Source organism: Pseudomonas sp. P4_C8 (genome assembly GCF_056401975.1).
Genome location: NZ_JBFUIH010000020.1, coordinates 20,852 through 43,984, shown reverse-complemented (window position 1 = coordinate 43,984; position 23,133 = coordinate 20,852). Strand labels below are relative to the sequence as shown.

Here is a 23,133-nt window from a genome sequence, read left to right as displayed (position 1 = left end):
CAGAGGCTTGTGTAACAGAAAATGCGTACACAGGCCTCTGGCTGACGACAACCGGTCTGGCCGGCAGCGGGTTATTGTGATTTTCTGACCCGCAGATACCACTCGGACAGCAGTCGTACCTGTTTGTCGGTGTAACCGCGCTCGACCATCCGTGTGACGAAGTCGTTGTGCTTCTGCTGGTCCTCTTTGCTGGCCTTGGCGTTGAAGCTGATGACCGGCAGCAGGTCCTCGGTGTTGGAGAACATTTTCTTCTCGATGACCACCCGCAGTTTTTCGTAGCTGAGCCAGGTCGGGTTTTTGCCGTTGTTGTTGGCCCGGGCGCGCAGTACGAAGTTGACGATTTCGTTGCGGAAATCCTTCGGATTGCTGATGCCGGCCGGTTTTTCGATTTTCTCCAGTTCTTCGTTCAGGGCTACGCGGTTGAGGATTTCGCCGGTTTCCGGATCGCGGTATTCCTGGTCCTGGATCCAGAAGTCGGCGTACAGCACGTAGCGATCGAAGATGTTCTGGCCGTACTCGCTGTACGACTCGAGGTAAGCGGTCTGGATCTCCTTGCCGATGAACTCGATGTAGCGCGGTGCCAGGTACTCCTTGAGGAATCGCAGGTAGCGTTCGCGGGTTTCGGCCTGGAACTGTTCCTGTTCGATCTGTTGTTCCAGCACGTAGAGCAGGTGCACCGGGTTGGCGGCGATTTCGTGCGGGTCGAAGTTGAAAACCTTCGACAGAATCTTGAACGCGAAGCGGGTAGACAGACCGTTCATACCTTCGTCGACACCGGCGTTGTCGCGGTATTCCTGAATCGACTTGGCCTTCGGATCGGTGTCCTTGAGGTTTTCACCGTCGTACACGCGCATCTTGGAATAGATGTTCGAGTTTTCCGGCTCCTTGAGGCGCGAGAGCACGGTGAACTGGGCGAGCATCTTCAAGGTGTCGGGCGCGCAATGGGCCTTGGCCAGAGAGCTGTTGAACAGCAGCTTGTCGTAGATCTTCACTTCGTCGCTGACCCGCAGGCAGTACGGCACTTTGACGATGTAGATCCGGTCGATGAACGCTTCGTTGTTCTTGTTGTTGCGGAAGGTGTGCCACTCCGACTCGTTGGAGTGGGCGAGTAGGATCCCGGTAAACGGAATCGCGCCAAGGCCTTCGGTACTGTTGTAGTTGCCTTCCTGGGTGGCCGTCAGCAATGGGTGCAGCACCTTGATCGGCGCCTTGAACATTTCGACGAACTCCATCAGGCCCTGGTTGGACCGGCACAGTGCGCCCGAGTAGCTGTAGGCATCGGCGTCGTTTTGCGGGAATTCTTCCAACTTGCGGATATCGACCTTGCCCACCAGCGCCGAGATGTCCTGGTTGTTCTCGTCTCCCGGCTCGGTTTTGGCCACGGCGATCTGATTGAGGATCGACGGATAGAGTTTCACCACCCGGAACTGACTGATGTCGCCGCCGAATTCAGCCAGGCGCTTGGTGGCCCATGGCGACATGATGGTATTGAGGTAGCGCCGCGGGATGCCGAAGTCTTCTTCGAGGATCGCGCCATCTTCAGTGGCGTTGAACAGACCCAGTGGCGACTCGAATACCGGTGAGCCCTTGATCGCGTAGAAGGGCACTTTTTCGATCAGCTGTTTCAGTTTCTCGGCCAGGGATGACTTACCGCCACCGACGGGGCCGAGCAGATAGAGGATCTGTTTCTTCTCTTCCAGGCCCTGAGCGGCATGGCGGAAATACGACACGATCTGGTCGATGCATTCTTCCATCCCGTGGAAGTCTTCAAAGGCCGGATAGCGGCGGATCACTTTGTTGGAAAAGATTCGCGACAGTCTCGAGTTGGTCGAGGTGTCGAGCAGCTCCGGTTCTCCGATGGCCAGCAATAGACGCTCGGCGGCGGAGGCGTAGGCGCTGCGGTCCTGTTTGCACAGCTCAAGATACTCTTGCAGCGAGAGTTCTTCCTGGCGTGTGGACTCGAATCGTTGTTGGAAGTGGCTAAAGATACTCATGACGTCACCTCGCTCGATACGTGGAGCCGACGCCGGATCACTCAGTCGATGCTGGCAGCAACCGAACAGGCGGTCGCTGTTTACCCCCCAGAACTCTAACGGAGCTGACCACTCCGAAAGCTACTCCCGATGACCCGCGCGCCGGTGTACCGGCTCTCCCCTGTTTTGGATGGCCTGCGCTTAAGGATAGTTGGGAATTCAGGAGGTAAAGGCGAGATACGTAATTAGTTGTGGCAGACCGTTCGTCTGCCACCGCGCGAGCCCGCGGGGGGCGGGGCTTGCACGTTACAAAAAAAATTATTCCGAGGTGCCTTGCGCTGTTTCCGCAGGATAAGTCGTGCGCCACAGCTCAAAACCGCCATCCATGCTGTAGACATCGGAGAAACCCTGACTGATGAGGTAAGCCGCGGCGCCCTGGCTGGAATTGCCGTGGTAGCAGACCACTACAGTCGGGGCGTCCAGATCTGCGCCCTGAATAAAAGCATGCAGGGAATGGTTGTCCAGATGCTTCGAGCCGCTGATGTGCAGTGCGGCAAATGTGGCAGGATCACGGACATCGACCACCACTGCGCCTTGTTCGCGCAGGGCCTGGGCCTGTTCCGGGGGGATACGTTTGAATTCGCTCATGGCGGGCTCCTGTGGCTCGGCTGATAGCGCAGTCTAGCGCGGGGCGCTGGCTGGGGTTTGTTCGGTAATGGTTTGGGCGACGGCGGGTTCGCTGTGGCCCTTATCGTTGCATTGGCAATGCAGGCGCTCAAAGGTGTCGACGTTCATCAGGGTCATCGCTCCACCCCAGACACAACCGGAGTCGAGCGCGAAGATCCCCGGTTCGTCACATTGGCCTTCGAGGGCTGCCCAATGGCCAAAGATGATCTTCAGGTCCTTGGTCTTGCGCTCCTTGTGCATGAACCATGGTTTATAGCCCGGTAGCGCTGTGCCGACACCTTCCTTGCTCTTGAGGTCGAGTTTGCCCTCGCTGGTGCAAAAGCGCATGCGGGTGAAATAGTTGGTGATGACGCGCAGGCGGGTCACGCCCTTGAGGTCGTTGTCCCATTTCACCGGATCGTTGCCGTACATGCCGTCGAGGTACGGGCCGATACGGTTGTCGTCGCGCAGGGCTTCTTCAACTTCGGCGGCGCATTTCAGGGCTTTGCGCAGTGACCACTGCGGTGGAATACCGGCATGTACCAGAGCGATGTCGCGCTGTTCGTCGTAGTGCATGAGCTTTTGCTGGCGCAACCACTCCAGCAGCTGCGCATGATCGGGTGCTTCGAGAATCTCGCGCAGGGTGTCGTTTTTTTTCAGGCGTTCGATGTTACGCCCGGCGGCCAGCAAGTGCAGGTCGTGGTTGCCCAGTACGCACACCAGCGATTCGCGGATGCCATAAAGAAAGCGCAAGGTTGCCAGCGACTGCGGGCCACGGTTGACCAGGTCGCCCACCAGCCACAGGCGATCCTTTGCCGGGTCGAAAGCGACTTGCTTGAGCAGGCACTGCAGGGGCTCGAGACAGCCCTGCAAGTCGCCAACGGCGTACGTTGCCATTAGTGCAAGGCTCCGGGCACCGCCAGGCGGAATGGAGCGATGATGGCGTCGAAATGCTTACCGTCGTCGGCAATCATCTGGTAAGTGCCCTGCATGGTGCCGACTTTGGTGGTCATGACCGTACCGCTGCTATAGGTGTGACTCTCACCCACTTCGATCAACGGCTGCTGGCCAACCACGCCGGCTCCGCGAACCTCCTCGACATGCCCGTCACCGTCGGTGATCACCCAGTGCCGCGACAAGAGTTTGGCCGGTAGCTCGCCATTGTTTTGCACGGTAATGGTGTAAGCGAAGGCAAAGCGGTTTTGCTCGGGTTGCGATTGTTCTGCCAGATAGCGGGTGACGACGCTGACGTCGACCTGATAACGAGGATCGGACATGCAAGAGGCCTTAAAAACGAAGCGGGACGCGGGGCGCAGCTGATGGAGATCAGTCTAGGCCAAGTACCGGGTAGTAAACCAGACATCGCGTCTGGCGTCCTACCCGATAACGCTTGTCACCTGTCAGTCGGCGGCGGGCGGGTTCAGGACTTGTTCGCTGAGCTTGTCGGCCAGGCGCACGAAGGCGGCCAGGTCGAGTTGCTCGGGGCGCAGGCTGCCATCGACGCCGGCGGCTTCGATTTCGGCATTGCTCAGCAGCAACTTGAGGGTATTGCGCAGGGTCTTGCGGCGCTGGTTGAAGGCTTCGCGAACGACGCGCTCCAGCAATTTATGGTCTTTGGCCGGATGTGGCAGTACCGCGTGCGGCACCAGGCGCACGATGGCCGAATCAACCTTCGGCGGCGGATTGAATGCACCCGGGCCGACGTTGAACAGATGCTCGACCCGGCAATGGTACTGAACCATGATCGACAGACGGCCCCAATCACCGCCACCCGGGCCTGCCGCCATGCGCTCGACCACTTCTTTTTGCAGCATGAAGTGCATGTCGCGGATCAGGCTGGCGTTATGCAGCAGGTGAAAAATCAGCGGCGTGGAAATGTTGTACGGCAAGTTGCCGACCACACGCAGGCTACCCGGCGCGGCATTCAGGCTGGTGAAGTCGAACTTCAGCGCATCGCCCTGATGCAGGCTGAAATTGCTCCTGCCGGCGAACTGCTGATTGAGGATCGGGACCAGGTCCTTGTCCAGTTCCACCACGTCCAACTGGGCGCCGCTATTGAGCAGGCCTTGAGTCAGGGCACCCTGGCCCGGGCCGATTTCCAGCACGCGGTCTTCGGCTTTGGCGTGGATAGAGCGCAAGATACGGTCGATAACGCCGGCATCGTGCAGGAAGTTCTGGCCAAAGCGTTTGCGCGCCTTGTGTTGGTAATGCTCGGTCATAAACGGGTCTCGGCCATCTGGTAGGCGGTTTCCAGGGCGACTTGCAGGCTGCCGGTGTCGATTTTACCGCTGCCGGCCAGATCCAGGGCGGTGCCGTGGTCGACCGAAGTGCGGATGATCGGCAAGCCGAGGGTCACGTTAACTGCCGCGCCGAAGCCTTTGTACTTCAGCACGGGCAAGCCCTGGTCGTGGTACATCGCCAGCACTGCGTCGCAGTGCTCCAGATATTTGGGGGTAAACAGAGTGTCGGCGGGCAGGGGGCCGCGAAGGTCCATGCCTTCACCGCGCAGGCGCTCTAATGTAGGTTCGATAATGTCGATTTCTTCATGGCCCAGGTGTCCGCCTTCACCGGCGTGCGGGTTGAGTCCACAGACCAGGATGCGTGGCTGGGCGATGCCGAATTTTTCTTGCAGATCGGCGTACAGAATTCGTGTGACCCGCTCCAGGCGCTCCGGCGTGATCGCATCGGCAATCTCGCGAAGGGGCAGGTGAGTGGTGACCAGCGCCACGCGCAATCCACGCGTGGCCAGCATCATCACCACCTGTGCGGTATGGGTCAGGTCAGCGAGAAATTCGGTGTGCCCGGAGAAGGCAATACCGGATTCGTTGATGACACCCTTGTGCACGGGGGCGGTAATCATGCCGGCGAAATGCCCGTCCAGGCAGCCTTGACCCGCACGGGTCAGGGTTTCCAGGACAAACGCGGCATTGCCCTTGTCCAGCTGGCCGGCGGTGACCGGCGCATTGAGCGGTGTATCCCACACATACAAACTGTTAGCTGGAGCAGGAATATCCGGCCAACTGTCCGGGGTTACCGGCAACAAGTCGACAACCACACCCAGCTGCGCGGCCCGCTCAAGGAGCAGGTCGCGGCTGGTAATGGCAATCAGGGGGTGTGGCTGGGCTTGCGAGGCGAGCAGCAGGCACAGGTCAGGACCTATGCCGGCCGGTTCGCCGGGGGTCAGCGCGAAACGCTTGGGTTTCACTGCGCTGCCTGGCTTGCACCAGGGAGTTTGATTTCTACGTACGCTTCGTCACGGATCTGACGCAGCCAGGTTTGCAGCTCTTCGTCGTATTTGCGGTTACGCAGTACGGTCATTGCCTGTTGCTCGCGAGCCTGGGCGGTGCTGTCGGTGGCGCGACGGCCAAGCACTTCCAGAACGTGCCAGCCGTACTGAGTCTGGAACGGCTTGGACAGCTTGCCCTGCGGGGTCTTGGCCATCACTTCGCGGAATTCCGGTACCAGTGCGTTCGGGTCGATCCAGTTCAGGTCGCCGCCGTTGAGGGCAGAACCCGGGTCTTCCGAGTAGTTCTTGGCCAGTTCGCTGAAGTCTTCGCCTGATTCAATACGAGCGTAGAGCGATTCAGCCAAGGCCTTTGTTTTAGCTTCGTCGCGGATCGGGCTTGGTTTGACCAGGATGTGACGCACGTGCACTTCGTCGCGCACCTGGGTCTGGCCGCCGCGCTTGTCGAGGATCTTCAGGATGATGAAGCCGCCGGGTGTGCGCATGGGTTGGGTGACTTCGCCAACGGACATGGAGCTCAGCATGCGATCGAACGGAGGTGGCAATTGGGCGGCTTTACGCCAGCCCATGTCGCCGCCTTCCAGTGCAGTTTCACTGGCAGACTTGGCGATGGCCAACTGACCGAAATCAGCACCTTGCTTGAGCTGCTGGTAAACCGCGTCGGCCTGCTTGGCAGCATTCTGAATCGCGTCGGAGTTGGCGCTTTCCGGCGTAGGAATCAGGATGTTGGCCAAACGGAACTCTTCGGACAATTGCATCTTGCCAAGGTCGGAGGCGAGGAAGTTCTTAACTTCCTGTTCGGACACCTGGATGCGCTCGGCCACGCGGCGCTGACGCACGCGGCTGATGACCATTTCACGGCGAATCTGTTCACGGGCGTCGTCGTAAGACAGGCCGTCGTGAGCCAGCGCGGCGCGGAATTGATCCACGGTCATGTTGTTGCGCTGGGCAATGGTGCCCACCGCCTGGTTCAGTTCTTCATCGGTAATGCGGATGCCCGAACGTTCGCCGATCTGCAATTGCAGGTTTTCGACGATCAAACGCTCAAGCACCTGCTGCTCCAGCACGCTGGCTGGCGGCACAGCAGTGCCACGCTTGGCAATGGTTTGCTGAACTTCACGAACGCGATGGTCCAGTTGGCTCTGCATGACTACGTCGTTGTCGACGATGGCCACCACTTTGTCGATGGACTGTACGGCGGCGTTGGCCGCGGTACCTAGAAACAGCGCGCCCAGCAGTAGCGGGCGCAGACAATCAGAAAGCTTGGTCTTCACGTTCACGATAACCTTGGATGCCTTTGTCGAGGAAGCTCTCTACTTTGGCGCCGGTGAGGCCGCCGAGTCCCTTCAGAACAATTTGGAGGAAGACGCCGTGGTCGCCCTTTTCGTTTTGTGGAGCATTTTGGCTGAACTCGTCGTAATCAACGAAGTAGCGGTTTATCAAGCGCAGTTTCCAGCAGCAATTGTCGTACTCGAAACCACCGAAGGCTTCCAGGGTACGGTTTTGGTTGTAGTCATACTGCCAGCGGCTGATGGCGTTCCACTGAGGCACGATCGGCCACATCACCGAGAAGTCGTGCTGCACGATCTTGTAGTAGTCCTTCACGAAACCAGGCTGGCCCTCAACGCCATAGTCACCGCCGAACTGCCATTGACCGGTGTTCTGGTTATACAGCACCTGATCGTTGCGATAGCGATAGCCGGCGTTGATGATCTTGTTCGGGTTGTCTTCAGGCTGGTAGTGGAACATCGCGCTACCCGAGCGAGGGCTGCGGGTGTCCGGGTCCCAGTTGTAGTCGGCCGTGGTGCGCCAGTCGCGGTTCCAGCGGTATTCGTATTCCAGGGCGTACGGCGAAACGTTGGCTGTAGAATCGGCACGGGTATCTGAGACGCCTGGCATCTGTACTTTGCGGTCCTTGAAGAACAAGGCCTGGCCTACGCTGATGCGTTGACGTTCAAAGCCGTCGTCTTCGATCCAGCGGTTGGTGATGCCCAGCGACAGTTTGTTCTCGTCGCCGACACGGTCGGAGCCGGAGAAACGGTTGTCACGGAACAGCGATGCATAGCTGAAGGTGTATTCGCTGGTGTCGAAAACAGGAATGTCTTCCTGGTCTACCTCTGGCACATAGAGGTAGTACAGGCGCGGCTCAAGGGTCTGGCGATAGTTCTTGCCGAACCATTGGGTTTTGCGATCGAAATACAGGCCGCTGTCGATGCTGGCGATTGGCACACCACGATTCTGGTTGCTGTCGAAATGGCCATTTAAATTTTCAGTCCCTGCGGCAGCTGCGGCTTGATCTTGAGCCACGATTTGGCTTTTACCGATACTGTCCAAGTCCAGTTGGTACTGGGTGTATTGGTACTTGAGCGTCGGCTTCAGGAAACCATAAGTCCAGTCCAGCGGCAGGCTGACGGCGGGTGCCAGGTTTAGACGGTCGCCGGTAGCGCGCGCCAAGCCCTGAGTGTTGGTGTCTATCTGAGGGCTCACATTGCCGTCTTGATCGGTGAACGTGCCATTTTTCAGGTCACGATCAAACCGCACGATTTCAGTGTTGTAGCTGAAATTCAGGCCATTTGGATGATTAGGCAGCGCACCATCGAGGGTGATCTGCGGCAAACGATCGTAAGGGGTGACGTTCTGAACTGTCGCCAACTCAAATGCCTGGGCATTCACGCGCGCCGTATAATTGTCACCTCGGTAGGAAACCGAGCCTTGCTGGTTCACGTAGTCAGCGCTTTTAACGCCAATCTGGTCGGTCTGCAGATCCTGGAAGTAATAAGGATCGCTGATCTTGGTGTAGTCGACTTGCGTGTATACGCGCGAATCCAGACCACCCTTGTGCTGCCAGTTATACATGTAGCGGTCTTTACGGTAGTCGGTCTGTTTACTGCGCTCGGTGTCTTCGTCGTTGAGGTACGCACCACCGAACTGACCTTCGCTGGACTGGGTGAGGTAGCGGAATTCGCCTTCCATCAACAAGCCATGCTTTTCCATGTAACGCGGGTACAACGTGGCATCGTAGTTCGGTGCCAGGTTGAAGTAATACGGTGTGACCAGCATGAAGCCGGTATCGCTGCCGGTTCCGATGGTCGGCGGCAGGAAGCCGGACTGGCGACGGTCATCGATCGGGAAATAGATGTACGGCGTGTACAGGACAGGAATGTCCTTGACCCGCAATGTCACGTTGGTCGCGGTGCCGAAGCCGGTCGCCGGGTTCAGGGTGATGTTGTTACCCTTGAGCTGCCAGGCGTTGCTGTCCGGTTCGCACGTGGTGTACGTACCATCCTTGAGGCGGATGATCGCGTTTTCGGCACGCTTGGCGTACAGCGCGTTACCGCGGATACGGGATTTGTGCATCACGTATTCGGCGTTGTCGACCTTGGCTTCACCGGTGTCGAGCTGCACATCGGCGTGGTCGCCGACGATCAGTGCGCCGTTGTCGCGGATGCGCACGTCGCCAGTGAGTTCGGCGCGGCTCTCGGCCTGATACAGGCTGGCCTCGTCGGACTCGACCTGCATGCTGCCCTGACGCAACACGACGTCACCGGCCAGCGTGCCGATCTGATCTTCGGTGTTGTAGCGCGAAGCCTTCGCGCCGATAAAGGTAGGTGCATCACTTTTATCCGTCTTGTCATTCATGCCAGGACGAATCGGTTCTACATAGGCACCAGCGCAGTAGGGACCGGTTTCGGCCAACTGTGCAGCAGTGAGATTTTCGCGTGGCACCCAGTCGAGGTGGCTGTAGTCTTCGCTACGCGACTTCAGGCCGCGGCCCTTGGACTCGGTGACGAGTACAGTCTTGGCGCCGGTTTCTTCGCTGGAACCGTTCTGGACTGCAGCTTCGCCAGTGGCGGAAACTGCGCCATCTTCATGGACTGGACGCGGTGGCAATGTCGCCGTCGACGCTTTTGGTGCGCAGCTCCAGGCACCCGAAGCAGAGGCTGAGCAGTCATACTGTTCCGCGGCAACCACGAATGAAGTAGCCAGGGGTTGCAGGGCCAGCAAACTGCCGGTAACCAACAACGGAAATTTTTTACGAAACGCGGGGGATTTCAATGCCATCTTATTTGTCCGGGCTTCCTGCGTGCCATCTGCCCGCGGTGTGGGCCGCACGCCTCTCGATGGTCTGAAAAAGATGCTGGATAATAAAGCATGCCCCGCTTGACGGCTAGCGCCGTCGGAGACCCTTGCAATGCCTGATCAAGATGTACGTTTGCAACACCTGAAAGTTTGGCTCGATGACCAGTTGGCAATTCTCTTTGCAGCACAAGGCTGGGGCTCCGTCCCCCCGGCCACGTTGACTGCGGCCAGTAGCGATGCGAGTTTTCGGCGCTATTTTCGCTGGGAAGGCGAGGGTAAAAGCTTCATCGTGATGGACGCTCCACCGCCTCAGGAGAACTGTAAACCCTTCGTGGATATCGCGTTCTTGCTGGCGAAATCCGGGATAAACGTGCCACAAATTTATGCCGAAGACCTCGAGCGCGGCTTTCTTTTGCTCAATGACTTGGGCAACAAGACCTATCTGGACGTGATCGACAGCGAAAACGCGGACGATTTGTTCAACGATGCCCTACAAGCATTGCTGGCTTTTCAGCAGTTGCCGATGGTTGCGCCGTTGCCGAGTTATGACGTCGCACTGTTGCGTCGCGAGCTGGAATTGTTTCCCGACTGGTATGTAAAACATCAGCTGGGCATCGAGTTCGACGCTGCGCAGAAAATGCTCTGGCAGAATGTGACCGATCTGTTGATTGAAAGCGCCCTGGCCCAGCCCAAAGTCCTGGTGCATCGCGACTACATGCCACGCAACTTGATGCTCAGCCAACCGAACCCTGGTGTGCTGGATTTCCAGGATGCGGTGTATGGGCCCGTGACCTACGACGTGACCTGCCTGTTCAAAGACGCCTTCCTCAGTTGGCCTGAAGAGCGTGTGCGCGGCTGGCTCGAACAGTACTGGCAGCAAGCCGGCGCCCTCGACATTCCGGTTCAACCGGATTTTGAAGACTTCCTGCGTGCCAGCGACCTGATGGGCGTGCAGCGTCACCTGAAAGTCATCGGCATCTTCGCCCGCATCTGCCATCGCGACGGCAAGCCGCGCTACCTCGCCGATGTGCCGCGGTTCTTTGCCTATATAGAAGCTGTGATTGCCCGCCGGCCTGAACTGGCCGAGCTGGATGTGTTGCTGCTGAGTCTGCGTGCCGGAGCGAATGCATGAAGGCAATGATTCTGGCGGCAGGCAAAGGCGAGCGCATGCGCCCGTTGACCTTGACCACCCCAAAACCGTTGGTTTGCGCCGGCGGCGTGCCGTTGATCGAGTATCACCTGCGCGCCTTGGCGGCAGCCGGGTTTACCGAAATCGTGATCAACCACGCCTGGCTTGGTCAGCAGATCGAAGATTATCTGGGCGACGGTTCGCGCTACGGCGTCAGCATCCAGTATTCGCCGGAAGGTGAGCCGCTGGAAACCGGCGGCGGGATTTTCCACGCGTTGCCGTTACTGGGTGATGAAGCCTTTGTGGTGGTCAACGGTGACATCTGGACCGACTACGATTTCAGCGTGCTGCATCAACCCGGCGCCGGGTTGGCTCACCTGGTCCTGGCGGATAACCCGATCCATCACCCGGCAGGCGACTTCACGCTGGCCGACGGGCACGTGCGCGACGGTCAGCCAGGCACCGCAACCCTGACGTACAGCGGCATCGCGGTGTTGCATCCGCAGCTGTTCGACGGTTGCTCGGACGGGGCGTTCAAGCTTGCGCCACTGTTGCGTAAAGCCATGGCCGACGGGCAGGTGACGGGTGAACGGCTGAAAGGTCAGTGGGTGGATGTCGGCACGCACGAGCGCCTGGCCGAAGTTGAAGCCTTGATAGAAGCGAACCGCTGAAATGTTGTGGCCAGGGACTCTGATCGGAGCCGGAGCAGGCTTTGCCATAGCCAGTATTCCGGGGGCCATGCTCGGTGCTTTGTTGGGGCAGGCGCTGGATCGGCGCTTGCATCTGCAAAGCTTTGGGCATCTGTATGAAAAGCTCGGCGGTCGCCCGATGCTGCGCAATGATGAACTGCTTTTCGTGTTGCTGGGGCGGTTGGCCAAGAGTGATGGGCGGGTGTTGGATGGCCACATCCAGCAGGCCCGGCAGGAAATGCGTTCTTTGGACATGACGGACTCGGCGCAGCGTCGTGCCATTGTTGCGTTCAATCGCGGCAAGTCGGGCAATGATCGATTACGCGGCTATCTGCGACGCTTGAGTGCTCAGCCTCATGCGGCAGAAGGTGTATTGCGCGCCTGTTGGCGGATGGTCTGGGCCGATGGCCGTGCCGGCCGTCATGAACGCGAGTTGATTGCCCAGTGGGGTAAGTGGCTGGGCTGGACGCCGCATCAGGTTCAGGCATTGGCCGCCGATTATGAACAGCACAAGCGGCCAAAGGTCAGCAGCGCGATCAGCTATCAAGATGCGTTGCGGCTTTTGGGGGTATCGGCAACCAGCGAGCCGGAGCAGATCAAGCGCGCTTATCGGCGCCTGCTCAGTCGTCATCACCCGGACAAGGTTGCCGGCAGCGGGGCGACGGCATTGCAGGTTCGTGAGGCCACGGACAAGACTCGCGAGTTGCATACGGCTTATACGTTGATTCGTGAGCGGCGGGGTTTTCGGTAGGGAAGCAGATTTGTGCTGTCTCTGATGACGCCATCGCGAGCAGGCTCACTCCCACACTGGATTTTCGTCGGCACAGAATTAGTGCTCACTGAAGATCAACTGTGGGAGTGAGCCTGCTCGCGATGGCGGCGCCTCGGTCTATCAGCCCGCCGCATTCTGCGGATTCAACCAACCGCGCACCCGGCGCACCAGTTGCTCCTGCTCAGCCTTGGCATTCCCTGGCAACGCCTTCAGCGACACCTGGCTGAACGCTGACGTCTTCAAACGCTTGCTGGCCTGCAAACGCTCCAGCGCTGCTTTGCGATCCAGCGGTTTATCCATATAGAAGAGGTCTGCTGTCGCGAGCTTCAACGTTGGCGTCAGTTCAGCCAACTCAGGCTTTGCCGCAACCGGTGTCCGGGCAGCGACCATCACAAATTTCTCCACTTGCGAAGGCTGCCTCTCACTCAGGTAGCGCGCGGCCCAGTAAGCGCCAGTGCCATGGCCCAGCACAACAATGCTGCGGGCGCTTTGTTGTTCGGCATACGCAATGGCAGCGTCGATACGCGCGAAGATTCGTTCAGCGTCGGCTTTGGCTTGCTCCTCGCTGGTTTCGACGATGGCCTTGTCAGTCACTTCCGATTCACCGCCGGCGGCCTGCTCGATGGGCGCTGCGGTGGTGGAATCCTTGCTGCCGGTATCCGGCGCTTTTGGCGCGGGTGCGACTTCCACGATACGTGGCGCAATGGCGTCGCTTTGCAGGTCTGGCAAGGTGATACTCAGGCTGCTCCACTGGGCGTCCGGCAATTGGCGACGCAAAGGCCCAATTGCTTGCGGCCAGTCAGCGGTTTCACCAGCGCCGGGGATGATAATCACCGCGCCCTTGGGCTCGGCGGTATTGGCCGGCGTCCACAAGGCCAGAAAGTTGTCGGTACCGGCTTGCAGTTGTTGCTGTTCCTGAGCAGGGATTTTTCGCTCAAGTGCTAGGGCTTCTTCCTGACTACGCTCAAGCAATGGCTGGCGTTCGGCCGGTTTTTCTTCTGCGGATTTTTCTGCCGCGGCAGGCACCGGGTCGGCGGCCTCGACAGAAAAGGCACAAGGCAGGATCAGCGACAGGCACAATACTGGCAGTGCCAGGCGGTAGACAGGGGGCATTGGATATTCCAGGCCAGAAGTGTTTCCGGCAGCCTAATGGGTTAATCAGTGTTTGTCAGTGTGTGAGACTTCGATGATGCGTTTTCGCTGCCTGTGGGTTATCGGCTGTTTGTGGTTTCCCTTGATGGGGTGGGCGGCGTCTGCGCCAGTGGTGAATGCCGCGCCATTGTCACCCCGGCAACAGCAATGGCTGGCAGACCATGACGAACTGCGGGTCGGCGTGGTGTTGCAGGCGCCTTATGCGCAATATGATCGCCGCTTGCAGCAGTTGTCCGGGGTGAACGTCGAGTTGATGAAATGGTTGGCCGATGCGCTCAAGGTTGAGTTCAGCTGGCGCAATTTTCCGGATGTCGCGCAACTGGAAGACGCCGCACGCGAGGGTGAAATCGACATCGCTGTGGGGCTGACGCAAACGCCGACCGGTTTGCGCCTGTGGCAATTTACCGATCCGTACATGCGGGTTCCGCAACTGGTGGTCAGCGACCAGAAAAGCACCGGTGTCGTGGAGCTGGAGAAGCTCGACAGCCAGACCCGCGTCGCGGTGCGCATGCCCAGCGCGACCGCCGATTATCTGCGCAGCAACTATCCCCATTTGAACCTGCAAGGCGTGCCCATCGAGCGCCAGGCGCTGCAGTTGTTGCTGAGTCAGCAGGCCGGTTACGCCGTAGTCGACGAGGCTCAGCTGGGCCGCTTGTCCGCCGAGCCTGAGTTCGCCGGGCTGGTTGTGGTGGGTGACATCGGCCTGCCGCAATTGCTGCGAATAGCCACTCGCCGGGATTGGCCGGAGCTGGCCGGCATTGTCGAAAGTGCGCTGCGGGCGATCCCGGCCAAGGACCTGGAGCAACTGCACAACCAATGGTTGCAGCCTAAATATCCAAGGCTTTCCGAATCCCCGGGGTTCTGGCAAAACCTTTGCCTGCTGTTCGCCGTCATGCTGCTGAGCAGCCTGGCCATCGTGTTCTGGCAGCGGCGGCAACAGCACAGTCTGGAGCAGCGCCTGTTGGCCGCGCGCGAAGACATAGCCCTGCGTGAGGCAAGTGAAGAGGCGTTGCGCCTGACCCAGTTTTCCATCGATCAGAGCACCGTCGGCATTCTCTGGGTCAACTGGGACAGCCATGTGCGCTACGCCAACCGCGCCGCCGAAAGCATGCTCGGTTATCCGTCGGGCGGGATCATCGATCGACCGCTGATCGACTTCGAACCCGGCCTGCACATGGATCGCTGGCTGAATCTGTGGAAACGCGCGCGGGCCAGTGAGGATGAACCGCTAAGTTTCGAAACTAACTGCGTGCGGGCTGACGGCAGCATTTTGCCGACGGATGTGTCGTTGAGTTTCCTGCGGTTTCGCGACGGCGAATACCTGGTTGTTTACCTCAACGACGTGACCGAACGCCGCCGAGCACTGGCCGCATTGCAGGAAAGCGAGGCGCGGTTGCAGGGGATCGCCGCCAACGTTCCTGGACTGGTTTTCCGCCTGGAGCGCGCGCCCGTGACAGGACAGATCGACTTTGCCTACATCAGTGAAGGCAGTGAAAGTCTGGTGGGGTACTCGCCGGCCACCCTGGCCCATCGCGATAAAGGCCTGCGCAGTCTGGTGCACCCGGACGACAAGGCCAGCTATCACCTGACTCAGGACCATGCGCTGGACACCGACAGTGACTGGTCATGGCAAGGACGGATTTTGACCCGTTCGGGCGAACAGCGTTGGGCCGAGATCAAAGCCATCACCCGTCGGCTCGACGATGGGGCTTACGTCTGGGACGGTATCGTCTGGGACATCAGCGAGAGCAAGCGTATTGAGCTGGAACTCGCCAGCTCCCGCGAACAACTGCGTGAGTTGTCCGCCCACCTGGAGAGCGTGCGCGAAGAGGAAAAAGCGCGTATCGCCAGGGAAGTTCATGACGAACTGGGCCAGATGCTGACCGTGCTCAAACTGGAAACGTCCATGTGCGAATTAGCCTACGCCCAACTCGACCCCGGGCTGAACGAACGCTTGAACAGCATGAAACGCTTGATCGCTCAGCTGTTCCAACTGGTGCGCGACGTGGCCACGGCGCTGCGACCACCGATTCTCGATGCCGGGATCGCTTCTGCCATCGAGTGGCAGGCTCGGCGTTTCGAGGCGCGCACGCAGATTCCGTGTCTGGTGCAGGTGCCGGACAATCTGCCGGTGCTCAGCGATGCCAAGGCCATCGGCTTGTTCCGGATCCTTCAGGAAGCGCTGACCAATGTCATGCGTCATGCCCAGGCGCATACTGTTGAACTGACGCTGGCGCTGGAAGGCGACGAGTTGTGTCTGACCGTCAGTGATGATGGCGTAGGATTTGTCGCCGCGACCGGCAGGCCAACATCCTTTGGTGTGGTCGGCATGCGTGAGCGGGTGTTGATCATGGGTGGGCGGTTGTTGCTTGAAAGTGAGCCGGGGGAGGGCACGACCTTGAGTGTGCGGGTGCCGCTGGATGCAGCCTGATTTTTTGTAGAGTCTTTGCTGGCCCCATCGCGAGCAGGCTCGCTCCTACAGGGCTTTTGTGAACGACGCACATCCAATGTGGGAGCGAGCCTGCTCGCGAATGATCTTGAATCTGGAGAAAAACGTGATCCGTGTACTGGTAGCCGAAGACCACACCATCGTCCGCGAAGGCATCAAGCAATTGATTGGCCTGGCCAAGGATTTGCTGGTGGTAGGGGAGGCGAGCAATGGCGAGCAGTTGCTCGAGACCTTGCGTCATGTGCCGTGCGAGGTGGTATTGCTGGATATCTCCATGCCGGGCGTGAATGGCCTGGAAGCAATTCCGCGGATTCGTGCGCTGAACAATCCGCCGGCCATCCTGGTGTTGTCGATGCACGACGAAGCGCAAATGGCCGCCCGGGCATTGAAAGTCGGCGCTGCGGGTTACGCGACCAAGGACAGTGATCCGGCGTTGCTGTTAACCGCGATCCGTAAAGTAGCGGCGGGTGGGCGCTACATCGACCCGGACCTCGCCGACCGCATGGTTTTCGAAGTCGGCTTGACCGATTCCAGGCCGTTGCACTCATTGCTGTCGGAGCGCGAGTTTTCGGTGTTCGAACGTCTGGCCCAAGGCGTCAACGTCAATGACATCGCCCAGCAACTGGCCCTGAGCAGCAAAACCATCAGCACCCACAAGGCGCGATTGATGCAGAAGCTCAACATCACCTCGCTGGCGGAATTGGTGAAGTACGCGATGGAACACAAACTCCTGTAGGAGCACAGCTTGCTGGCGATGGCGTCTTTGAAATCGCCATCGCCGGCAAGCCGTGCTCCTACAGGGATTTGTGCCGGCCATATCCATTTGCGACATACCTGATAACCCGCTTTTGCCAGTTCCTGCGGCTTGCAGCCCACCGCCCGTCGCCATCGCGAATCGACATACCCATCCCCGCCATCCTTGTAGGGCAATCCCTACCCCCAACCTTCCATCCGGCTGAGGCCATTCTCTCCTGCGCCCCGATTTGCGTGGTCGGCAGTGTCCACTAGGCTTAGCCCACAGCAGTCATCAACAACAAAGGTGCGGGTATGAGCCAGGTCGATTCAAACGCAGGGGCCAGCGACATTCTGGTCAGCTTTCGTGGAGTGCAGAAAAGCTACGACGGCGAGAACCTGATCGTCAAAGACCTCAACCTGGACATTCGCAAAGGCGAATTCCTCACCTTGCTGGGGCCATCCGGCTCCGGCAAGACCACCAGCCTGATGATGCTCGCCGGTTTTGAAACACCGACCGCGGGCGAAATCCTGCTGGCCGGACGTTCCATCAACAACGTGCCGCCACACAAACGTGACATCGGCATGGTGTTCCAGAACTACGCGTTGTTCCCGCACATGACCGTCGCCGAGAACCTCGCGTTCCCGCTGACCGTGCGCGGCCTGAACAAGAGCGACGTCAGTGCCAAGGTCAAAAAAGTCTTGAGCATGGTGCAACTTGACGCCTTTGCTCAGCGCTATCCGGCACAACTGTCCGGCGGACAGCAACAGCGTGTGGCGCTGGCCCGGGCGCTGGTGTTCGAGCCGCAGCTGGTGCTGATGGACGAACCCCTCGGCGCACTCGATAAACAACTGCGCGAACACATGCAGATGGAGATCAAACACCTGCATCAACGCCTCGGCGTGACCGTGGTCTACGTGACCCATGACCAGGGTGAAGCCCTGACCATGTCTGACCGGGTGGCGGTGTTCCATCAAGGCGAAATTCAGCAGATCGCGCCGCCGCGCACTCTCTACGAAGAGCCGAAAAATACCTTCGTCGCCAACTTCATCGGCGAGAACAACCGCCTCAACGGCCGCTTGCACAGCCAGACCGGTGATCGCTGCATCGTTGAACTGGGTCGCGGCGAAAAAGTTGAAGCGCTGGCGGTCAACGTCGGCAAGACCGGCGAACCGGTCACGCTGTCGATTCGTCCCGAGCGCATCAGCCTCAATGGGTCCAGCGAATCATGCGTCAACCGCTTCTCAGGGAGGGTGGCGGAATTCATCTATCTGGGCGATCACGTCCGGGTTCGCCTGGAAGTCTGCGGCAAGACCGACTTCTTCGTGAAACAACCGATTGCCGAGCTCGATCCCGCGCTGGCTGTCGGCGACGTGGTACCGCTTGGCTGGCAGGTCGAACACGTTCGCGCGCTCGACCCCCTTCTAGAGGCGAACTGATCGCCCCGGCTACACCAACACCAACCCTGCACGTGGAGAGAACAATAAATGTTGAGATCCCTGAAATTCACCGCCCTGGTCATGGGCATGATCGGTGCGGCACACGCGATGGCCGCGGGTCCGGACCTGACCGTGGTGTCCTTTGGCGGGGCGAACAAGGCTGCGCAGGTCAAAGCCTTCTACGCACCGTGGGAAGCGGCAGGCAACGGCAAGATCGTGGCGGGCGAGTACAACGGCGAAATGGCCAAGGTCAAAGCCATGGTCGACACCAAGAGCGTGTCCTGGGACCTGGTAGAAGTTGAATCGCCAGAACTGTCCCGTGGCTGCGACGAAGATATGTTCGAGCAGCTTGATCCGAAGTTGTTCGGCAAAACCGAAGATTACGTCAAAGGCGCTATCCAGCCGTGCGGCGTGGGTTTCTTCGTGTGGTCGACCGTGTTGGCCTACAACGCCGACAAACTGGCTTCCGCGCCAACCAGTTGGGTGGATTTCTGGGACACCAAGAAATTCCCGGGCAAACGTGGCCTGCGTAAAGGCGCCAAGTACACCCTGGAATTCGCTCTGATGGCCGACGGCGTTGCGCCCAAAGACGTCTACAAAGTGTTGGCCGGCAAGGATGGTCAGGACCGCGCGTTCAAGAAGCTCGATGAGCTGAAACCAAGCATCCAGTGGTGGGAAGCCGGCGCACAACCGCCGCAGTACCTCGCTTCCGGTGACGTGGTCATGAGCTCGGCCTACAACGGCCGGATCGCTGCCGTGCAGAAAGAAAGCAACCTGAAAGTGGTGTGGAACGGCGGCATCTACGACTTCGACGCATGGGCAATTCCAAAAGGTCTGGATAAAGCACGCGCTGAAGCGGCGAAGAAATTCATCGCCTTCTCGGTGCAGCCACAGCAGCAGAAGACCTACTCGGAAAACATCGCCTACGGCCCGGCCAATATCCTGGCCGTACCGTTGCTGCCCAAGGATGTCCTGAAAGACATGCCGACCACCCCGGAAAACATCGCCAACCAGGTGCAGATCGACGTCAGCTTCTGGGCTGACAACGGCGAGCAACTGGAACAGCGCTTCAATTCCTGGGCTGCGAAGTAACTTGCGATTGAACCTGTAGGAGCTGGCTTGCCAGCGATCCGGGCGGCACGGTGTATCAGCCAGACCCCGTTATCGTTCATCGCTGGCAAGCCAGGCTCCTACCGGTGATCAGCTGTTATCAAGAACAGAAGTGGCCTTGCCCTCAAAGAGTGCCACTTCTGTAACGATCAAAGATTTCCGGAGTACGCCATGGCCACCGCCATTCCCCTGAACGCGGGCACTGACCCCACCTTGAAGCAGCGACTCAAGCACGCCGAGCGGATCAACCGCTGGAAGGCTCAAGCCTTGATCGCGCCGTTGGTGCTGTTTCTGTTGCTGGTGTTCCTGGTGCCCATCGTGGCGCTGCTCTACAAAAGCGTGGGTAACCCGGAAGTGGTCGGCGGCATGCCGCGCACCGTGTCGGCCATCGCCAGCTGGGACGGCCGAGGCCTGCCCGCTGAACCGGTTTACAAAGCGGCCAGCGAAGACCTCGCCGAAGCCCGCAAGAATCAAACCCTGGGCGACTTGTCCAAGCGCTTGAACATGGAGTTGGCCGGCTACCGCAGCCTGCTGACCAAAACCGCCCGCGCCTTGCCGTTCGCCACTGAACCGGCCTCTTATAAAGAAGCACTGGAAGGTCTCGACGAGCGTTGGGGTGACCCGGCCTACTGGCAAGCGGTACGCCGCAACGTCAGCAGTATTACGCCTTACTACCTGCTGGCGGCGGTCGATCATCGTATCGATGACCTCGGTGAACTGGCCCCGGCCACACCCGACCAGGCGATCTACCTCGACATCTTCGCCCGGACTTTCTGGATGGGCCTGATCATTACGGCGATCTGCCTGGTGCTCGCATATCCATTGGCCTACCTGCTGGCGAACCTGCCTTCGCGTCAAAGCAACCTGTTGATGATTCTGGTCCTGCTGCCGTTCTGGACCTCGATCCTGGTGCGCGTCGCCGCCTGGATCGTGTTGCTGCAATCGGGCGGTCTGATCAACAGCGGACTGATGGCCATGGGCATCATCGATAAACCGCTGGAACTGGTGTTCAACCGTACCGGCGTCTACATCTCCATGGTGCATATCCTGCTGCCGTTCATGATTTTGCCGATCTACAGCGTCATGAAAGGCATCTCACCGACGTACATGCGTGCCGCGATTTCCCTTGGCTGTCACCCGTTCGCCAGTTTCTGGCGGGTGTATTTCCCGCAGACCTATGCCGGCGTCGGTGCCGGTTGCCTGTTGGTGTTCATCCTAGCCATCGGCTACTACATCACCCCGGCGTTGCTGGGCAGCCCGAACGATCAGATGGTCAGCTACTTCGTCGCCTTCTACACCAACACCAGCATCAACTGGGGTATGGCGACCGCACTGGGCGGGCTGCTGTTGTTGGCGACCGTGGTGCTTTATCTGATTTACAGCTGGCTGGTGGGCGCCAGTCGCCTGCGCCTGAGCTAAGGGGAGAACGAAATGCTGAGTCCTTATATGTCGCCCGTTGAGCGGGTGTGGTTCTACAGTTTGCGGATTCTCTGCGGCCTGGTTTTACTGTTCCTGATTTTGCCGGTGCTGGTGATTATTCCGCTGTCGTTCAACTCGGGCAGTTTCCTCGTGTATCCGCTGCAAGGTTTTTCGCTGCACTGGTATCAAGACTTCTTCGCCTCGGCGGAATGGATGCGCTCACTCAAGAACAGCATCATTGTTGCCCCGGCGGCGACGGTGCTGGCGATGGTCTTCGGTACGCTCGCGGCGATTGGCCTGACGCGCGGCGATTTCCCGGGCAAGGCGCTGGTCATGGCATTGGTTATTTCGCCGATGGTGGTGCCGGTGGTGATCATTGGTGTAGCGAGTTACCTGTTCTTTGCCCCGTTGGGGTTGGGCAACAGCTTCTTCTCGCTGATCGTGGTGCACGCGGTGTTGGGTGTGCCGTTTGTGATCATCACCGTGTCGGCGACGTTGCAGGGGTTCAACCAGAATCTGGTGCGCGCCGCTGCAAGCCTGGGTGCCTCGCCACTGACGGCGTTTCGCCGGGTGACGTTGCCGTTGATTGCTCCGGGCGTGATATCGGGGGCGCTGTTTGCCTTTGCGACATCGTTCGATGAAGTGGTGGTGACGTTGTTCCTCGCAGGTCCGGAACAAGCGACCTTGCCACGGCAGATGTTCAGCGGGATTCGCGAAAACCTCAGCCCTACCATCGCGGCTGCGGCGACACTGCTGATTGCCTTCTCGGTGATCCTGCTGCTGACTCTGGAGTGGCTGCGCGGTCGCAGCGAAAAACTGCGCACGGCCCAGGTCTGACATTTCACACCGATCCCCTGTAGGAGCGAGCCTGCTCGCGATGAGGGACTGACATTCAACATTGATGTCGACTGATAGTCCGCTATCGCGAGCAGGCTCACTCCTACAGTAGATTTATGGTGTTTTCAGGAACTGTGTTCATTCATGACCTGAATAGCAGACAACCCCCAATCCCCAGCTACTCTTGTGCCCAGCTCCCCTATCTATAAGAGGCTGCGCACGATGAGTCTTTCCTCTTTTAAAATCGCTCACAAACTGATCACCGGTGCAGGTGCCATCGAGCAGCTCGCCGCTGAACTGACACGTCTGGATGTCGATAACCCGCTGATCGTTACCGATGCGGCGCTGGTCAAGTCCGGCACGGTCGAATTGGCGCTGGCACAACTGGGAGGCCGGACCTACGAGATTTTCGACCGGGTCCTGCCAGACCCGGAAATTGCCATCGTTGAAGACTGCATGCGGGTGTATCGCGACGGCGGGCATGACGGCTTGATCGGTCTGGGCGGTGGCAGTGCCATCGATATTGCCAAGAGTGTGGCTGCGTATGCCGGTTACCACGGCGCGCTGGAAGATTTGTTCGGCATCGATCAGGTGCCGCGCAAAGGTCCGCCACTGATCGCGATCCCGACCACCGCCGGCACCGGCTCTGAAGTCACCAACGTGGCGATCCTTTCCGACAAGGTCGCGCAGCTGAAAAAAGGCATCGTCAGTGACTATCTATTACCGGACGTGGCTCTGGTCAGTCCGCAAATGACCCTGACCTGTCCGCGCAGTGTCACGGCTGCCAGTGGCGTCGACGCGCTGGTGCATGCCATTGAGTCCTACCTGTCGGTTAATGCCTCGCCGATCACCGATGCCCTGGCCATTGGTGCCATCAAGCTGATCGCCAAAGCGTTGCCCAAGGCCTATGCCAATCCGTCCAATCTGCAGGCCCGCGAAGACATGGCCACCGCCAGCTTGATGGCGGGCATGGCGTTCGGCAATGCCGGGGTCGGCGCGGTGCATGCGTTGGCGTATCCGCTGGGCGGGCGTTTCAATATCGCCCACGGTGTCAGCAACGCCTTGTTGCTGCCCTATGTCATGACCTGGAACAAGATGGCGTGCGTTGAGCGCATGCAAGATATTGCCGAGGCCATGGGGGTGAAGACCGCTCATCTGAGCGCCAACGAAGCGGCGGACAAAGCCGTGGAGGCGATGACCGCGCTGTGCGCAGCGGTGGAAATCCCGCTGGGCATGCGCAGCTTCGGCGTTCCCGAGGACGCCATCCCGGCCATGGCTGCGGAAGCGGCGGGGATCGAGCGTCTGATGCGCAACAACCCACGCAAATTGAGCGCCGCCGATATCGAGAAGATCTACCGAGCGGCGTACTAGAGCCTCCGGCTAATATTTGATCGAAGGCAGGCCCAATCATCGCGGTCACAGTGCGCGCGCCAAAGTATGA

At 59.2% G+C, this 23,133-nt stretch carries 19 protein-coding genes; 10 read left to right on the top strand and 9 right to left on the bottom strand.

The window, feature by feature from the left end; genetic code table 11:
* Positions 1-71: 71 nt before the first annotated feature.
* The 8 genes from AC1DWM_RS14460 to AC1DWM_RS14425 form a co-directional block, all read right to left on the bottom strand.
* Entirely contained in the window at positions 72-1,994 is a 1,923-nt protein-coding gene (locus AC1DWM_RS14460) for a PrkA family serine protein kinase (protein WP_116265126.1), read from the bottom strand.
* Positions 1,995-2,291: 297 nt separating this feature from the next.
* Positions 2,292-2,621 (bottom strand): thiosulfate sulfurtransferase GlpE, encoded by a 330-nt coding sequence (gene glpE, locus AC1DWM_RS14455; RefSeq protein WP_008061556.1) that lies wholly within the window; start codon positions 2,619-2,621, stop codon positions 2,292-2,294.
* 33 nt (positions 2,622-2,654) lie between these two features.
* On the bottom strand, positions 2,655-3,536 hold the full coding sequence (locus tag AC1DWM_RS14450; RefSeq protein ID WP_223514916.1) for a symmetrical bis(5'-nucleosyl)-tetraphosphatase: 882 nt from the start codon (positions 3,534-3,536) through the stop codon (positions 2,655-2,657).
* Positions 3,536-3,916 (bottom strand): Co2+/Mg2+ efflux protein ApaG, encoded by a 381-nt coding sequence (apaG, locus tag AC1DWM_RS14445; protein WP_223514913.1) that lies wholly within the window; start codon positions 3,914-3,916, stop codon positions 3,536-3,538. Before apaG ends, AC1DWM_RS14450 begins: the two co-directional genes overlap by 1 nt.
* Positions 3,917-4,039: 123 nt before the next feature.
* Positions 4,040-4,858, bottom strand: coding sequence for a 16S rRNA (adenine(1518)-N(6)/adenine(1519)-N(6))-dimethyltransferase RsmA (gene rsmA, locus AC1DWM_RS14440; protein ID WP_452628369.1), 819 nt, complete (start codon positions 4,856-4,858; stop codon positions 4,040-4,042).
* Entirely contained in the window at positions 4,855-5,844 is a 990-nt protein-coding gene (pdxA, locus tag AC1DWM_RS14435) for a 4-hydroxythreonine-4-phosphate dehydrogenase PdxA (protein ID WP_223514908.1), read from the bottom strand. Before pdxA ends, rsmA begins: the two co-directional genes overlap by 4 nt.
* Positions 5,841-7,163, bottom strand: coding sequence for a peptidylprolyl isomerase SurA (gene surA, locus AC1DWM_RS14430; protein ID WP_223514905.1), 1,323 nt, complete (start codon positions 7,161-7,163; stop codon positions 5,841-5,843). Before surA ends, pdxA begins: the two co-directional genes overlap by 4 nt.
* On the bottom strand, positions 7,138-9,945 hold the full coding sequence (locus AC1DWM_RS14425; protein WP_477795473.1) for an LPS-assembly protein LptD: 2,808 nt from the start codon (positions 9,943-9,945) through the stop codon (positions 7,138-7,140). The genes surA and AC1DWM_RS14425 overlap by 26 nt, the downstream gene beginning before the upstream one ends.
* Positions 9,946-10,075: 130 nt before the next feature.
* Here AC1DWM_RS14425 and AC1DWM_RS14420 point away from each other — a divergent pair, with 130 nt between their 5' ends.
* The 3 genes from AC1DWM_RS14420 to AC1DWM_RS14410 are packed head-to-tail and all read left to right on the top strand — an operon-like array spanning position 10,076 to position 12,532.
* A complete protein-coding gene (locus tag AC1DWM_RS14420) occupies positions 10,076-11,095 on the top strand; it encodes an aminoglycoside phosphotransferase family protein (protein ID WP_477795472.1) in 1,020 nt (339 codons plus the stop codon).
* The gene (gene murU, locus AC1DWM_RS14415; protein WP_223514896.1) at positions 11,092-11,763 is read left to right on the top strand and encodes an N-acetylmuramate alpha-1-phosphate uridylyltransferase MurU; all 672 of its coding nucleotides are present in this window, start codon (positions 11,092-11,094) and stop codon (positions 11,761-11,763) included. The genes AC1DWM_RS14420 and murU overlap by 4 nt, the downstream gene beginning before the upstream one ends.
* Before the next feature lies 1 nt (position 11,764).
* Positions 11,765-12,532 (top strand): TerB family tellurite resistance protein, encoded by a 768-nt coding sequence (locus AC1DWM_RS14410; protein ID WP_223514893.1) that lies wholly within the window; start codon positions 11,765-11,767, stop codon positions 12,530-12,532.
* A 141-nt stretch (positions 12,533-12,673) separates the two neighbouring features.
* Here AC1DWM_RS14410 and AC1DWM_RS14405 read toward each other — a convergent pair whose 3' ends face one another.
* Positions 12,674-13,666 (bottom strand): alpha/beta hydrolase family protein, encoded by a 993-nt coding sequence (locus AC1DWM_RS14405; RefSeq protein WP_223514890.1) that lies wholly within the window; start codon positions 13,664-13,666, stop codon positions 12,674-12,676.
* A 73-nt stretch (positions 13,667-13,739) separates the two neighbouring features.
* On the opposite strand from AC1DWM_RS14405, the gene AC1DWM_RS14400 reads away from it, so the two are divergent.
* From AC1DWM_RS14400 to AC1DWM_RS14370, 7 genes are all read left to right on the top strand, one after another.
* Positions 13,740-16,136: a PAS domain-containing sensor histidine kinase gene (locus AC1DWM_RS14400; protein ID WP_477795471.1), complete on the top strand. Its 2,397-nt coding sequence runs from the start codon at positions 13,740-13,742 to the stop codon at positions 16,134-16,136.
* A 100-nt stretch (positions 16,137-16,236) separates the two neighbouring features.
* The gene (locus tag AC1DWM_RS14395; protein WP_223514885.1) at positions 16,237-16,890 is read left to right on the top strand and encodes a response regulator; all 654 of its coding nucleotides are present in this window, start codon (positions 16,237-16,239) and stop codon (positions 16,888-16,890) included.
* A 311-nt stretch (positions 16,891-17,201) separates the two neighbouring features.
* Positions 17,202-18,326, top strand: coding sequence for an ABC transporter ATP-binding protein (locus AC1DWM_RS14390; protein WP_223514882.1), 1,125 nt, complete (start codon positions 17,202-17,204; stop codon positions 18,324-18,326).
* A gap of 48 nt (positions 18,327-18,374) precedes the next feature.
* Positions 18,375-19,418: an ABC transporter substrate-binding protein gene (locus AC1DWM_RS14385; protein WP_223514879.1), complete on the top strand. Its 1,044-nt coding sequence runs from the start codon at positions 18,375-18,377 to the stop codon at positions 19,416-19,418.
* Positions 19,419-19,607: 189 nt separating this feature from the next.
* Positions 19,608-20,855 (top strand): ABC transporter permease, encoded by a 1,248-nt coding sequence (locus AC1DWM_RS14380; protein ID WP_223514876.1) that lies wholly within the window; start codon positions 19,608-19,610, stop codon positions 20,853-20,855.
* 12 nt (positions 20,856-20,867) lie between these two features.
* Positions 20,868-21,692, top strand: a complete 825-nt coding sequence (locus tag AC1DWM_RS14375) for an ABC transporter permease (RefSeq protein ID WP_223514873.1) — start codon at positions 20,868-20,870, stop codon at positions 21,690-21,692.
* A gap of 222 nt (positions 21,693-21,914) precedes the next feature.
* Positions 21,915-23,063 carry an iron-containing alcohol dehydrogenase gene (locus AC1DWM_RS14370; RefSeq protein WP_477795470.1) on the top strand — a complete coding sequence of 383 codons (1,149 nt, stop codon included), beginning with the start codon at positions 21,915-21,917 and terminating at the stop codon, positions 23,061-23,063.
* Positions 23,064-23,133 lie beyond the last annotated feature (70 nt).